10 protein-coding genes are annotated in these 15,574 nt (G+C 53.6%); 7 read left to right on the forward strand and 3 right to left on the reverse strand.

Annotated features, from left to right (window positions below):
- Nucleotides 1-23 precede the first annotated feature (23 nt).
- The gene (locus POG22_RS18560) at nucleotides 24-218 is read right to left on the reverse strand and encodes a hypothetical protein (protein ID WP_017663188.1); all 195 of its coding nucleotides are present in this window, start codon (nucleotides 216-218) and stop codon (nucleotides 24-26) included.
- A 123-nt stretch (nucleotides 219-341) separates the two neighbouring features.
- Here POG22_RS18560 and POG22_RS18565 point away from each other — a divergent pair, with 123 nt between their 5' ends.
- Nucleotides 342-2,198 carry an ABC transporter ATP-binding protein gene (locus POG22_RS18565; RefSeq protein WP_498906758.1) on the forward strand — a complete coding sequence of 619 codons (1,857 nt, stop codon included), beginning with the start codon at nucleotides 342-344 and terminating at the stop codon, nucleotides 2,196-2,198.
- A gap of 337 nt (nucleotides 2,199-2,535) precedes the next feature.
- On the opposite strand, the gene POG22_RS18570 is transcribed toward POG22_RS18565, so the two are convergent.
- Both POG22_RS18570 and POG22_RS18575 read right to left on the reverse strand, forming a co-directional pair.
- The gene (locus tag POG22_RS18570; RefSeq protein ID WP_063716030.1) at nucleotides 2,536-3,015 is read right to left on the reverse strand and encodes a tellurite resistance TerB family protein; all 480 of its coding nucleotides are present in this window, start codon (nucleotides 3,013-3,015) and stop codon (nucleotides 2,536-2,538) included.
- A gap of 458 nt (nucleotides 3,016-3,473) precedes the next feature.
- Nucleotides 3,474-5,183, reverse strand: coding sequence for a CAP domain-containing protein (locus POG22_RS18575; protein WP_498906759.1), 1,710 nt, complete (start codon nucleotides 5,181-5,183; stop codon nucleotides 3,474-3,476).
- A gap of 740 nt (nucleotides 5,184-5,923) precedes the next feature.
- Between POG22_RS18575 and POG22_RS18580 the strand changes: the two genes are divergently transcribed.
- From POG22_RS18580 to POG22_RS18605, 6 genes are all read left to right on the forward strand, one after another.
- On the forward strand, nucleotides 5,924-6,904 hold the full coding sequence (locus tag POG22_RS18580) for a metal ABC transporter solute-binding protein, Zn/Mn family (protein WP_498906760.1): 981 nt from the start codon (nucleotides 5,924-5,926) through the stop codon (nucleotides 6,902-6,904).
- A gap of 237 nt (nucleotides 6,905-7,141) precedes the next feature.
- A complete protein-coding gene (locus POG22_RS18585; RefSeq protein ID WP_063719723.1) occupies nucleotides 7,142-7,936 on the forward strand; it encodes a metal ABC transporter ATP-binding protein in 795 nt (264 codons plus the stop codon).
- Nucleotides 7,937-8,546: 610 nt separating this feature from the next.
- Complete coding sequence (locus tag POG22_RS18590; RefSeq protein ID WP_498906761.1) at nucleotides 8,547-13,835, forward strand: PAS domain S-box protein; 5,289 nt, start codon at nucleotides 8,547-8,549, stop codon at nucleotides 13,833-13,835.
- 111 nt (nucleotides 13,836-13,946) lie between these two features.
- Nucleotides 13,947-14,081 carry a hypothetical protein gene (locus tag POG22_RS18595; RefSeq protein ID WP_498906762.1) on the forward strand — a complete coding sequence of 45 codons (135 nt, stop codon included), beginning with the start codon at nucleotides 13,947-13,949 and terminating at the stop codon, nucleotides 14,079-14,081.
- 103 nt (nucleotides 14,082-14,184) lie between these two features.
- On the forward strand, nucleotides 14,185-15,282 hold the full coding sequence (locus tag POG22_RS18600) for an ATP-binding response regulator (RefSeq protein WP_063719725.1): 1,098 nt from the start codon (nucleotides 14,185-14,187) through the stop codon (nucleotides 15,280-15,282).
- Nucleotides 15,283-15,390: 108 nt separating this feature from the next.
- Nucleotides 15,391-15,574: hypothetical protein (locus POG22_RS18605; protein WP_498906763.1), on the forward strand; the 184-nt coding region annotated here is incomplete at its 3' end.

Below are 15,574 nucleotides of genomic sequence, written 5' to 3' on the forward strand. Positions count from 1 at the left end.
GGGAATTCATTCGAGCGATCGCCTCAACCGTCGGGAAACTGCCAACAGGCGATAGATTCGACTTGGCGACTCCCGCAAGAACAAGGTTCCCGACGAGACGACACCCATTCGCGATCGCAGCTTTTGCAATGACACAACAGGTTGTTGCGGTTGGCTTGTTCGATTTTGGCTTGCCAAATACGAATTTCGTCGGGATCGATCGCAGACGAGTCGGACATACAAACGCGACAACAAATTATAGAGATTCAGAGATGCCTCGATTCTAGCCTGAAGAACTTGGCGACTCGACGGAACCGAAGAACCCGTTAAGCTGAAAGACTAGAACGATCGCCGTCCCCCCCATGTCCCCGAAACGCCGTCCCGAAGCTACCACACCGCCGCCCCGTCCGAGCCTTTCCACGGGCTTCTTCAGCGTTCTGGCGAACACGCCGCGACTCGTCAAACTGGTGTGGAACGCCGCACCGGGATATCTTCTGACCTCCGTGACCGTGACGTTCTTACAGGGCTTGCTTCCCGTCACCGAACTGTACGTCACGAAATTACTGGTCGATCGCGTCGTCGCCAACCTCGGACGACCTGACATCGAATGGATGGTGATTTTCAGTTTAGTGGGGTTGCGCTTCGGCGTGAATTTCCTCTTTGAAGTCAGCGGCCAACTCAACATTTACACTCTGCAAGTTCTCAAAGATCGCTTTTCAATTTACGCCAACCGCGTGTTAATCGAGCAGGCGGTTCGTCTGGATTTATCGCACTACGAACTCCCCGAATTTCACGACACCCTCAATCGAGCGCAACAAAGCGGAAGTGACTACCCCGTGCGGCTGTTGGGAACGTTGACGAACCTGTTGGGGCAAATCGTCAGTTTTCTCAGTTCGATCGCCTTGCTGCTGAGTTTCAGCCCGCTGGTGATGCTGTTGCTGTTGCTGACTTCCGCACCCGCTCTGTGGGTGGGCGTTCGATTTTCCGGGCGTCGGTTTTGGCTGTCGCGATCGCAAACTCAAGCGGGACGACGGGCGGATTATTTACAGCGAGTATTGACGCAAAACACCTTCGCCAAAGAAGTGAGGCTGTTTCGCTTGGGCGAATACCTACTGAGTCAGTGGACGGAGATTCGATCGACATTCAACCGACAATCGGCGCATTTAGCCCGACGCTTCGCCACCGTGCGCGGTTTCGCGGGAACCTTGGCGACGTTGGGCTATTACGGGGCGTACGGTTGGACGATCGCCCGCACGGTACAAGGTCGCATTTCCATCGGCGACTTTACCATGTATTCCGGTGCGTTTGCCCAAGCTCAATCTGTCTTAGAGCAAATCTTACAAAGCATCACCCAAACCTACGAATACAATCTCTACGTTTCTCAATATTTCGAATTTCTCAACCTACAGCCGCAAGTCAGCGATCCCCCCAAACCGACGCCGTTTCCCGATCCCATCGAACAGGGGTTAGAACTGCGAAACGTCAGCTTTACCTATCCCGAAGCTGCCAAACCCACCTTGCAAGATCTGAATTTGACTGTGAAACCCGGTGAAAGTATCGCCCTGGTGGGGGTGAACGGGGCGGGAAAAACCACGCTATTGAAGTTGATTACGCGGCTGTACGATGTCAGCGAGGGCGAAATTACCCTCGACGGAATTGCGATCGATCGCTTTTCCCTGGAAGACTTGCGCCAAAACATCGGCGTAATTTTCCAAGATTTCGCCCGGTACAGCCTCACCGCCCAAGACAACATCGGCTTTGGAGATTTGTCGAAACGGGACGATCTCGATCGCATCCAACAAGCCACCGCCGACGGGGGCGCAACGGAAGTCATCGATTCTCTCGAATACGGTTACGACACGATTTTAGGAAAAATCTTTTCCAGCGGCACGGATTTATCTGGGGGACAGTGGCAGAAAATCGGTATGGCGAGAGCGTTTATGAGTTCCGCCCCGATTTTGATTCTCGACGAACCCACAGCGGCGTTAGATGCGATCGCCGAAGCGGAATTGTTCGATCGCTTTCGCCGCTTAACCGCCGGAAAAATGACCTTTTTCGTCAGTCACCGTTTTTCCACCGTCCGCATGGCCGATCGCATTGTCGTCCTCGACAACAGCCACATCGTCGAAGTAGGAAGTCACGAGGAACTGATGCAAAACGACGGACTTTACGCCCAGATGTTTCGCTTACAAGCCTCAAGTTACGTCGAGGAATATTGAGAGACAAAGGGAAAACAATCGAAACGCGATCGATGCTTTCAAAAAATGTCATACATTGCGACTCGGTAGTCATGCACTGTTGGGTTTCGCGATCGCTCCACCCATGGACTGAGCAAAGCCGAAGTCCAACCTACCCCAGACTCATATTTAAAAAAAGTAAGATGCACCCGATCTTTTCTGGGTCTTCGGGAATTGCGGTGTAATTTGTTATTTTAAATACGAAATCGAATCGGGGCGCATTGCCATCCCCCCCAACCCCCCTTGCGAAGGGGGGCTAAGGGGAGATGACCGGGTATAAAATCCGCTTATCACCTCAAACTTTGAAGACCCAGTCAAACTAATCGTTGAAAAAATTATCGAGGGATTCGGAAAGGCTTTCGACAATAGAGCGATCGCCGCTGTGTTCTCGCTCGACAGTGGCTTCGATCTCTTTGACGACGGTTTCCGGTAAATCGAGCAGTTCGACGAGTTTTTGATACGCCGTCGCTTCTTCTTCATTGATCTTGGGTTCGTCGGGGGTACGAGAACTCGAGGCGATGGTTTCGTAACCGAGTTTCAAAACGAGTTCTCGCTCTTCTTGGCTTTGGAGTTTGGGAACCAAATCTTCGAGAGGAATATTTTGAACCAAATACTCCCGCAGCTCTTGCTGAAGCTTTTGTTGTTGTTCGGCGTTTTTGGCGAAAATCAGGCTGAAGCGATCGAGCATTAAATCGACTTCTTCTTTCGCCAGTTGTCCGTCAGCCCAAGCCATAGACGCGACGACTCGCAACAGGTTCATCTGACGGGGAGAAATGGGAGGAGGGGACGGAGGAGTCATAACAGTGAGCCGTCAACAGTGAACAGTGAGTAGTAGGGTGCGTGACTTGAAAAATTGGGTGTCGAACGTGAGACCGATCGATCGGCACGCTCCGCCAACATATTGGTTCCCACGAAGTTAACACGCGATCGCACGTCGGTTTTTGGGCTGTAAGGTTTTTTGAAGAATCGGTGACGTTCTGTGTCGCTCTGGTCTGGGTTTGCAACTCCCTCCTTGTCCGATAGTTGGGCTTCAAGAAGTCTTCACCACATCCCCCCAACCCCCCTTGGGTACGGGGGCTAAGGGGGGATAGAGGGTCTTACCGGCTTCGGAGAAACTGCTATTTGAGTCCTCGACTCCACTCGGAATCAACGCTGAGCGAAGTCGAAGCGAGCGAAGTCGAAACGTTCGGCGAGCGCTCAGTCGAGCCGCTGAGCGGAGTCGAGGCGTTGGGATTCGGATTCCGTAGGAAGCGAGCGTTAGACGGATAGAAAATCGGTCTCGTCGAGTTGGAGACGATCGCAGTTTTGCAAGGTCAAACTGAGATGTCCCGCCACCAGTTGCAGGTCGTTTCCTACCTCGAACACCGTAAAGTCCTGGTACTCCAGCCCGTCCGAGACGACAATGCGATCGACGTCGTCGGAGAAGTCAGCGATCGTGAGAGTTTCGGCCTCGGGTTTCACCCAGAAGCGATCGCGTCCCTCACCGCCGACGAGCAGGTCGTTTCCACGATCGCCGACGAGGTCGTCGTCCCCCGGCCCGCCAAACAGCGTATCGTCGCCGAGACCACCAAACAGCGTATCGTTGTCGAAACCGCCATCGATGAGGTCGTCGCCAGCATTTCCGTAGAGGAGGTCGTGTCCCGAATCTCCCGTTACCGTATCCTCTCCGAAATCGCCCATCACTGCATCGTTTCCGCCGCCGCTGACGATGAGGTCGTCCTCACGACCGCCATAGAGATCGTCGTTGTCGAGACCGCCATCGAGGGTGTCGCGGCCGGTGTTTCCGAAGATCGAGTCGTCACCCTCGTTTCCATCGAGGCGATCGCGATCGCTGCGTCCGACGAGAACGTCGTTACCAGCATTTCCTTCTAAAGCGTCGTCGATGTCGCTTCCCAGGAGAGTGTCTGACCCGCTGTGTCCTTCGAGCCAATCCCCGGACACGCTGCGACCGGAAAACGGCGTGAGGGAGAGGGTCAGTTCGCGGTCAAAGGCGATTTCACCGTGGGAGTTTGCGGTTTGCGTGTTGCTATTGCTGGGTTCGCCGTCGTCGATGCTATCGTCAACGCTCTCGAGAGTCGCCGCCACAGAGGTGGACAGGTCGAGGCTGTCTGTTATCAGATCGAGTTTTATGTTTTCGTCTCGTACCGCGATCCGCTGAGACACAGTATCGTTGCGTCCGTCGCGATCGAAGTCTCCTTTAAAGGTAGCGGTGTACGTTCCAGCGGGAAGTTGCAACTGGTAGCCCCCAGAACGCCAGCTTTGGGTCTGGTAGGTTTCTCCCGTTTCGCGGTTTTTGACCTCTACGGTGACGGCTTCGAGACCTTCGCCAGGTGTATAAAAGTTATCGTTGCGACGGCTATCGTCGTAGACGACTCCCAACAACCAAGGATCGGCGTTCGACCGAGCTGCTTGGCGATCGAGTCCGAAATGTTGGGTAATCAGTAACGAGCCGACCGTGGTGTTGGGATCGTTTTCTTCGATGATGGAAATTCCCAGTTCCCGATAGTCTTCGTTGAGCAGGGTAATACGATGTCCCGGTGGATTTTGGATTCCCGTTTCGGTATTGCCCCAGTCTATGGCGAATCCAGCGTGTCCGGCAAAAACGGATTCGGGATAGGCGAAAATATTTTCAGCAACTTTTGCTGCTTCGTATCCAGTCTTTTCGATGCGATCGAGCAAACGCGGTTCGTTCGGAAGATTGTGCGATTGGCGATCGTAATACACCATCAATTCGTTATGGGTTCGGGCTGAATCTTGGAGTTTTTCCGACCAAGCTACGGGCGCGACTGCTTTTAAGTCACGCCATTGTTCTTCTAATATTTTTCGATCGACATCAAAATAACTTAAGGCTTCTCGGACTTCCGAACTCGGACTATTGAGGAGTAAATTGAGTTCTGACACTGGAACTTGTCGCATCCGATTGACAAGTTCCAGCATATATTGTTCGTCAGCACTGGGCTTAGACATTATTTTGCTCCGCCTAAAAAAACTTAAGATCGATGATTTTTTTGGCAGGAACACCCATTATTTTAAGGCTCGAAAAGTATTCTCGTTGTGTTTGAGTCTGGGTTTTCATATGGTCGAGCTGGACGAAAATTTTCAATTTCAAGTATTTCAATGAAAAACAAGTAATTGAAAATCGCAATCTTATCGAACAACGTAGCTTCAAAAAATCCTGGGTGTGTTTTTTGAAGTCGAACTGATTTCTTCGCCTTTCCAGCTTTAATATAGTGAAGTTCTTGTGGATCTGTCTTGAGTTAAAACACTGAACTTTACAAAAACTTTAACGAGTGTTTTTCAAACAGACTTCGGAAATTGCTTAAGCAATTTGAGTGCATCGTAATGTTATTTTTAAAATTTCGGTAAAATCACAGATTTTTCGGTGATCGCCTTTGACAAACCGTATTTGAGTAGAGGGTTTCACCCCTCACCCATCAGCCGTTCTGGCGATCGCGCCCCTATTGTGAAGACACGGTTCATAATTCAGTTACAAGAGGGTTTTGGGGAAAACTAGCGTCACAGAAACGGCAATTTTACAACTTTTGTACAGATCGTGAAGATTTCCTTCACAATTCAAGCCTCGGGATTGCCAGAATCTTTCCACCTCCCTAGTCAAGACCCGCATTCTATGTTATTTAAATGATTATCGTTATCAAAACTGACGATCGCATCGGTCGCGATCGCCAGGCCACAGGAGAAAAGCTTAGATGAGGGTATCTCTTCCCACAGCCGTTGTATCCCTAGGACTCAGTGCGATCGTCGGGTGCAGCAACATCCCGACGTCCAACGACACGACCCCCGAGAACTCCCCCGAGAACTCCCCCGATACCACCCTCGACATCACCGTCAGCATCGTTCCGCAGGAGTACTTCGTCGAAAAAATTGGTGGGGACAATGTTAACGTAAACGTGATGGTGCAACCCGGTGCATCTCCGGCTACCTACGAGCCACGCCCCGAACAACTCCGCGCCCTCAACGAAGCCGAAGCCTACATTAGTATTGGTGTCCCTTACGAACGAGCCTGGATGGAACGCATCCGAAGTGCTAATTCCGAAATGCTCGTCGTCGATTCCACCCAAGGCATCGACAAAATGGAAATGGCAGCTCACCACCACGAGGACGAACACCAACACCAACACCAACACGAAGACGCAGACGAACACCAACACCAACACGAAGACGCACAGGACGGCGAAACCTTAGATCCTCACGTTTGGCTGTCTCCCACTCTCGTTAAAATCCAAGCCCGAAATATCCACGACGCCCTCACACAACTCGATCCCGAAAACCGAGCCGAATACGACACCAACTTCGCTAACTTTCTCGAAGAACTCGACAAACTCGACACGCAAATTCGCGACAATCTAGCCGGACTCGAAAATCGAAAATTCATCGTATTTCATCCGTCCTGGGGCTACTTTGCCCGAGACTACGATCTCGAACAAGTTCCCATCGAAGTTGGAGGACAAGAACCGAGTGCTGCCGAACTGGCCGAACTCGTCAGCGAAGCCCAAGCTGAAAATATTAAAATTGTCTTCACTCAACCCGAATTCAATACCCAGTCAGCCGAACTCATCGCTCGCGAAATCGACGGAGAAGTAATACCAATTACTCCCCTCGCCCGCGATTGGTCTGATAACCTACTCGAAGTGTCTCAAATCTTCTCGGAAGTCTTGGGAACTGATTAGAGGAAGATCGAGGGAGCGGGGGAGCGTCTTTCAGTGTAGAGGTAAGAGTGAAGAGTCAAGAGTGAAGATATTCGGTTTTAAAATTCAGGTAGCAATGAGGAGTAATGCTACTTTGGCTTTCAAATCCTGGCCACAGAAGGATTGTGTCCGACCAGCATTATTAGAGTGCAGCACTACCCCCCGTTCCCCGTTCCCTGTTCCCCGTTCCCTATCAAACTATCAATTATCAACTCAAAAATGTCTGAGTCTTCCCCTGCCATCTTAGTACGTCATCTTTGGGCTGGATACGATCGCGATCCCGTTCTCGAAGACATTAACTTAAGTGTTGAAGCAGGAGATTTTATCGGCATTATCGGCCCCAACGGCGGCGGCAAAACGACGTTTTTAAAAGTATTGTTAGGATCGATCGCACCGATGCGCGGTCGTGTCGAGATCTTCGGCCGTCCCGTCAAACAGGGGCGTCGGTTTATCGGTTACGTCCCGCAAAGTATCGATTTCGATCGCGAGTTTCCCGTACGCGTGCGAGATGTCGTACGAATGGGTCGTCTCGGAAAGCGGCGACTGCTCAAACGCTATAACGCCAAGGACGATGACATCGTCGATCGCGCCTTAGAACAATTAGAAATGTTAGACTTTGTTCGCACCCCCATCGGGGAACTGTCCGGCGGACAACGACAGCGGGTTTACATCGCTCGTGCCTTAGCCAGCGAGCCACGGGTGTTGCTCCTCGACGAACCCACTGCCAGCATCGATCCGAAAATGCAAACGAACGTTTACGAACTGCTACGCCAGCTCAACGAAACAATTCCCATCGTGTTGGTCTCTCACGATCTCGGTGCAGTTTCAACTTACGTGAAAACGATCGGCTGTCTCAACCGTCACTTGTTTTACCACGGAGAAAAGCAGATTTCGGCAGAAATGCTCGAAAAAACCTACCAATGTCCCGTCGATCTGATCGCGCACGGCGTTCCCCATCGCGTCTTCCCCGAACATCACAGTCATCACGACTGTCAAAACCCCGATAAAACTTAAAGTTTCGCGAGATAAAAGTCGATAGACTCGACGATCGCACACAGTCAGAGCAGAACGCAATCTCATCTAAGCTGAGCCGAGCCGAGCCTCTGTTTTCTAAAAAATTAGAAAGTATTTTCACAGTAAATCAGACCGATCGCAAAAAGAATCGAGTGCAACTGGCGTAAAAAACTGTAGCGATCGCTATCGAAATTGTAGAGTGAAGCCATAAAATCGACATTTCTGCATTGATTTTAAACACAGCTAATTTTCGATTTGCGTGCTATCACAGAAAAGGAAAACTTTTAGGACTTTGGAGAGGTCTTCTCACCCCTCCTAAATTCGACGCGAGCGACCTCAATTCCCTCGCTCTCCGTTTGCGTCCCGAGCGATCCCAGAAACCCCAGGCTGCGAAAAACGTTCGTGCCTCGCGCGAAAACGACTCGTTTTGTTCGCACGCCCGTCCCTCACCCCCCAAGCGAGATCCCAGGACGAACGGCTTCGGCGAAGGAATTCCCGTGGCTCGACTTTCCCTCTCCACACACCGATTCTCCAATCTGCTCCCTGCTGTGGCGAAAGGGCTACGTACTGCTTCTGCGAGCGTACCGACCCGGTGCAACCGAAAACAACCGTGACTCATTCCCTTACTGTTCTACTCATCGATAACTCTCTCGAGACTCGAACCGTCTGTCGCCAACGGGTGCAACAACATCTACCTCCCTGTCGCGTTGTTGAATTCGCAAGAGTTGCCGATGCTTTAGCATGGTGTGGCAACGAAACCGACGATCGCTGTGTGCCACCTCCCGATCCCGCCCAGATCGCCGCAGAAATGGCGCTGCGCGTGGGGCGATCGCTCGAACTCGAAGACATCTTACAGGCAGCCGTCGAAGAAATACAGCGTTGGCTCGAGGGCGATCGCGTGGCGATCGTGCGTTACGACACAGACGGAAGCACACGCATCGTTGCCGCCTTCCCCCAACCCCAGATTGCAGACACCGACCTCACCGTTCCCCTTCACAGGTCCGACGCTCGCCAATGGGGAGCGATCCGGGTCGGAAACTGCCCTCAACAGAAACAACGGAACGACGCCGAGCGAGCCGTCCTGCACCACTTCGCGGTTCACCTCAGCACCGCCATCGATCGCGCCGAACGCGTGCGCGACCTCGAAACCCGCAACCGCCAGCTCCAAGAGCGCTTGCACCGCAGCCAGCAACGAGTGCGTACCCTCATCGATAACTTTCCCGAGGGTGCCGTCCTCCTGTTCGATCGCCACTTGCGCTATCAAGCCGTCGGCGGTTGGAACTGCCAAACCCGAGGCTTTCAAAAAGACGAACTCGAAGGAAAAACGATCTGGGACGTCTTACCCCCCGACACCTGTGCGGCGATCGAACCCCTGTACCGTCAAGCCCTGGCGGGCGATCGAGCCTGTGACGACCTTTTCTTCGGCTGTCGTCACTACAACATCTGCGTCGTCCCCATCGGAGACGAAAACGAACCTATCGAAGCCGGTGTGGCGATCGTGCGAGATCTGACCGAACACCGAGCCGCCCAAACTGCCGCCCGCAACAGCCAAGCCTTTTTGCGCCTCGTTCTCGATACCGTCCCCCAACCCATTTTTTGGAAAGATCGCGACGGTCGCTTTCTCGGATGTAACCGAAAACTCGCCGAACTTGCGGGACGCGACGATCCCGACGACCTCGTCGGAGCGAGCGACTTCGACTGTCCCTGGTATCGCGAAGCCCCTCTCTACCGAGCCGACGACCTCGAAATCATGGCCTCGGGACGGGACAAACTCCACCTCGAAGAACCCATTACCATCGTCGAAGGTCGCGGCGAGGCGTCCTCGCGTCACACTCGCTGGATACGTACCCACAAAGTCCCGCTGCTCGATCCCGACGGAAACATCATCGGTATTTTAGGCACCTTCGAGGACATCACCGATCGCAAACACGCCGAAGAACACCTGCGCCAGAACGAAACCCTCCTGCAAGAAACCCAACGTCTCAGTCGAGTTGGAGGGTGGTCGATCGACCTGCGAGCGGGCAAAGTCATCTGGACTGAGGAAATGTATCGCATTCACGAACTTCCCTGCGATGTTTCCCCCCATCCCCTGCTCGATATCGACCGATTGCTCGAATTCTATCCCGACGAGGCTCGAGATACTGTCTGCGAGGCGTTTGCCCTCGCTCTCGAAAGCGGTCGGGGTTACGATCTCGAAGTTCCCTTTCTCACCGCGACCGGGCGATCGCGCTGGGTGAGAACCACCGCTCGCGTCGTCTGCGAAAACGGTCAGCCCGTCAAACTCATCGGTGCGATCGCCGATATTACCGATCGCAAACAGGCCGAACTGGCCTTACAAGACCTCAACCGCACCCTCGAGAGCCAAGTCGAACAGCGCACCGCCCAACTGCGTGCCGAAACCGCCGAGCGATCGCAACTGCTCGACGTTCTCGAAGCCAGTCTCAACGAAATTTACATTATCGATGCCGAAACCCTGCAATTTCGTTACGTCAATCGCGGGGCGTTGCAAAACCTGGGCTACACGGCTGAAGAGATGGCGCGGGCGAGCGTTCTCGACATCACCCCCCATTTCACCCGCGATCGGTTTCGCCAGCACGTCGCCCCCCTGGTCGACGGTCGCGTCCCCCAACTCATCTTTGAAACCGTCCACCAACGGGCTGACGGCAGCACCTATCCCGTCGACGTTCGCCTCCAGCAAATCGAACAATCTGGAACATCGCTGTTTCTAGCCATCGCCCTCGACATCAGCTCTCGCAAAGCCGCCGAAGACGCCCTGCGAACCAGCCAGCAGCGATATGCCTTAGCCACCCGCGCCGCCCGAGTGGGGATTTGGGAGTGGAACCTTCAAACCGGCGAGTTTTACCTCGATCCCAACGTCAAAGCCCTTTTGGGGTACGAGGACGACGAAATCCCCAACGACATCGATCGCTGGGTGCAGTATGTCTATCCCGACGATCGCGACGCGGTCATGGAGGCCGCCACCGCTTGTTTCGACGGACGCACCCCCGAGTATGTCTTCGAGCATCGCATGGTTCACAAAGACGGCTCGTTGCGATGGATTCTCGTGCGGGGGCGAGTGTGGCTAGACGCGTCGGGAACGCCCCTGAAGATGATGGGAACCGATACCGACATTACCGATCGCAAACAGGCCGAACTGGCACTGCAAGCCAGCGAAGCCCGGTTTCAACGCATTGCCGCCAACGCACCGGGGGTCATTTATCAGTTCGTCCGCGATCTCGAGGGAAGGCAAACCTTTCTCTACGTCAGCGATCGCCTGCGAGATCTGCTCGAACTCGACCCCGAAGGCGTCTGTCGCGACGCGAGGACGTTGTTCGACCGGATTCACCCCGACGATCGCCCCAGCTTTGACACCTCGATCGACCGTTCGGTTCGCACTCGAAGCCGTTGGCATTGGGAAGGACGCTTTATCGCCCCTTCAGGTCGTCTCGTTTGGATTCAAGGACTCTCAGAACCCGAACGCCAACCGGACGGATCCCTCGTGTGGGATGGTATGTTTTTCGACATCACGGCTCGCAAAGCGACCGACGCGGCACTGAAAGAGAGCGAAGCCAAATTTCGGCAACTGGCCGAAACCATCGAGGACGTCTTTTCGATCGTCACCCCCGGATTCGAGGAACTGCTGTACGTCAGCCCGTCTTACGAGCGTCTGTGGGGGCCGGGATATCCCAAAACTCAGGAAGCGTGGGAAGCTTCGATTCACCCCGACGATCGCGATCGCGTTCTCGGTCTTTTTAAATCCTTTAACGGCGGAACTCTCGACGAAGAATATCGCATCGTGCGATCGGACGGACAACTGCGTTGGATTCGCGATCGCGCCTTTCCCGTAACCGACGAAACCGGCCAGATCGATCGCATCGTCGGCGTGGCAGAAGACATCACCGAGCGCAAGCACGTCGAACTCGATTTAGTCCAGAACCGCGACTTACGAGAGGCAATTTTCAACGAATCGACCGACGCCCTGTTTCTCGTCGATCCCGATTCGCTGTTGACCGTTGATTGCAACCGCCGCGCTTTAGAACTGTTCGAGGCCGAGTCGAAATGGGAACTCGTGGGTCTCGAAGGGAACAGCTTACAGCGCTATCCCTTTGCCCCCGAAGAAATTCGAGACATCGCCCGCGAGATTCGAGACCGGGGGTTTTGGAGTCGCGAAATCGAATACGTAACCTGTCGCGGTCGCTACTTCTGGGGTAATTTAGCCGCCAAAACCATCGAAGTGGCCGGAACCCGGTTTAACTTGGTTCGCGTCAGCGACATCAGCGATCGCAAAACGGCCGAAGTGCAACTTCGCAAGAGCCAAGCTCGGTTGCTGAGCGCCCAACGCATCGCCTGTTTGGGCAGTTGGGAATACCACCTCGACACCGGCCAGATCGAGTGGTCTGAGGAAACCTTCCGCATTTTCAAGCGCGATCTCCACCGAGGCGCTCCCACTTACGCCGAGTTAGACGCCTGCATCCACCCCGACGACCGCCCGCGTCACCGCGACACCGTCGAACAGGCTGTGGCCGCCCAACAATCGTTTGCCGTCGAGTATCGCTTCTACCGCGATACGGGGGAACTGGGCTATCTCTCCGCTCGCGGCGAACCGATTTTCGATGCCAACGGCCAGTTGTGGGGATTTTTAGGCACCGTTCTCGACATTACCGATCGCAAAGGCTTTGAAGAGACGCTCCGACGCACCAACGCCGAACTCGCCCGAGCCACCCGCCTCAAAGACGAATTTCTCGCCAACATGAGCCACGAGCTGAGAACGCCCCTCAACGCAATTTTAGGCATTTCCGAAGGCTTGTTAGAACAAGTTTACGGGGCGCTGGACGATCGGGAAATCAAAGCGATCGGCATCATCGAACGCAGCGGTCGGCATTTATTGGAATTAATTAACGACATCCTCGACTTATCCAAAATCGAAGCCGGACACCTCGAACTCCATCGATCGCCGACGACGCTATTACCGCTGTGCGAGTCGAGTCTCAGTTTCGTGAAACAGATGGCAGCGAAAAAAAACATCCACCTCCATCTCGAAGTGCGCGACAACTCGGTGGTGCTGGATATCGACGAACGACGGATGCGTCAGGTTTTGGTTAACCTACTCAGCAATGCCGTGAAGTTTACTCCCGAGGGCGGTCGCGTGAGTTTGGACGTCTCGTTGGTAAGCGAGAGTTCCGACGCCAACGATAAGTTTTACGCGGTCTTTGCCGTCAGCGATACGGGAATCGGCATCGCCCCGGAAGATTGCGATCGCCTGTTCGAGCCGTTCGTGCAGATCGATAGCCGTCTGTGTCGCACTTACAGCGGAACGGGTCTGGGGTTGTCGTTGGTGAAGCGGTTGACGGAACTTCACGGCGGTCGCATCGAGGTCGACAGTCGCGTCGGGGGTGGAAGTTGCTTTACGGTGTGGATTCCCGCCCAAATTTCTCAAGGACAACGTGCGATCGAAGAAGAGGACGTCGAGAATCTTTTGTCTTCCTCGCCCTCTATACCGGACGTTGAAAAACCTTTGGTTTTGTTAGCTGAAGACCACAAAGCCAGTGCTGAAATGTTGGTGAGTTTCCTCTGCGCCAACGGCTACCGCACGGCGATCGCCCAGAACGGTTTAGATGCCTTTCGCCAAACCAAACAACATCGACCGGACGTTATTTTGATGGACGTACAAATGCCGTTAGTCGATGGATTGGAGGCGATCGCTCGCATCCGAGGCGAAGCCGATATTGCCGACGTACCGATCGTCGCACTGACGGCGTTAGCGATGGCTGGCGATCGCGATCGCTGCCTCGAAGCTGGTGCAGACGATTACATTCCTAAGCCCGTGCGTTTAAAACTGTTGCTAGAGACCCTCGAACGGTTACTGTCTCCGACGGCCGAGTCAGAATCTATCCTTTAACGTCCTTCTCAGTTGGCAGGAGCTGAGATCGGACATTCCCAAACGTTACAGTTTGGGATCTCGATCTGGCGGGTACGTGAAGGCGATCTTGCTGTCGATCTCGAGAACGCGATGTCTTTTAACGCCGACGTTCGCTCGAGAGACGACAACGACAGTCCGGTCTTCGAGACTGCCGTTGTTTGGCAATCCCGTGGCGACAGTTGGCTGAGTGTTGGGGAACCCCGTGAAGCCACCGAACAGCTATGAGAACTTCGTCGTCCCCGTATCAATTTTCTTGTTGTTATTTGGAGGCCCGTCGCTCTCGATCGGTCGGTTTGGCAAAGGCTGAGACGGAACGACGCAAATGTTGATGAACGATACCCCGAAACTCTTAGTAGTAGACGACGAGCCAGACAATTTTGAAGTCGTCGAGATTTTGTTGTTTCGCGAAGGGTACGACCTGGTATTTGCCCAAAGCGGCCGGGAGGCGTTACAGGAAATCGAACGCCAGCTTCCCGATACGATCCTGCTCGATGCGATGATGCCGGAATTCGACGGGTTCGAGGTGTGTCGCTATATTCGATCGCGCTCCCAGTATCAGCACGTACCGATTTTAATGGTAACGGCACTCGATTCAAAGCTCGATTTAGCCAAGGGAATCGAAGCCGGTGCGAACGATTTTATTAGTAAGCCAGTTAACGCAGTGGAGTTGCGGGCGCGGGTGCGATCGCTACTGCGCGTCAAACAACAATACGACCAGTTAAAGGCATTATTAAAAGCCCGCGAAGAGTTATCGAACGCTTTAGTTCACGATTTCCGAAATCCCCTTAGCAGCATCGTGATGTCGGCAGATATGTTAGCCACGACTCCCCTCGACACCAAACAACGAAAATACGTCAAATACATCAGTAGTTCGGGGTTGCGGTTGCAGTCGATGGTCGATAGCTTGTTGATCGTGGCCAAAGTGTATGCCAATAAGTTACAGCTTCATTACCAACCCGTCGATTTCGTCAGTTTGGTTCGCACCACGTTGAGCGAGTTCGAGACTCTCGCCGAACGCAAACAAATCCAACTCGTCGTCCGTTTTCCCGACGTTCGACACACCATCGACGCCGACGAAACGATCTGTCGTCGGGTTCTCGATAATTTATTAGCCAACGCCATGAAGTTTTCGCCGAAAGGCTCGACTGTCGAAATCGCGATCGAATACGGGGACGAGGGCGACCTGTACGTTCGCGTTGCCGACGACGGCCCGGGCGTCAAGCCAGAAGTTCGACAGCAGATTTTCGAGCCTTTTGAAATCGGTCAAATCATGCAAGGAGTTTCTCAAACGGGATTGGGATTAGCGTTTTGCAAAACTGCCATCGAAGCCCACGGCGGCACGATTTCTGTGGAAAACCGAACGCCCCACGGAGCAGTATTTACATTGATCCTTCCGAGGAAGCGTGGTAATGGGATGACCGGATAATACTTAGTGGTGCAGAAAACTTTTCGAGATAGGGGATTGACAAAACACATAAAATATGTATTAGCACTCAGGTCAGATCCCCGGCATCTTGGCCGTATCTGTTTAGCGATGCTCACTCAGGTCGAAGCCTGCCAAGGCATGGCCTGGGCAATGAGGTCAATAAAGGAGTCGTCAGATTGGGCAGCCGTAGCCGCCAAGGAAGCTAAAATCTCCCAAGTGCGAGCGCCGGATTCGGTCTTGTTGCCGCAAGAGACCTTGCGAGCGATGACGGCGGGACGTAACTGTCGTTCGG

Source organism: Geitlerinema sp. CS-897, from assembly GCF_028368005.1.
Lineage (GTDB): Bacteria > Cyanobacteriota > Cyanobacteriia > Cyanobacteriales > Geitlerinemataceae > Baaleninema > Baaleninema simplex.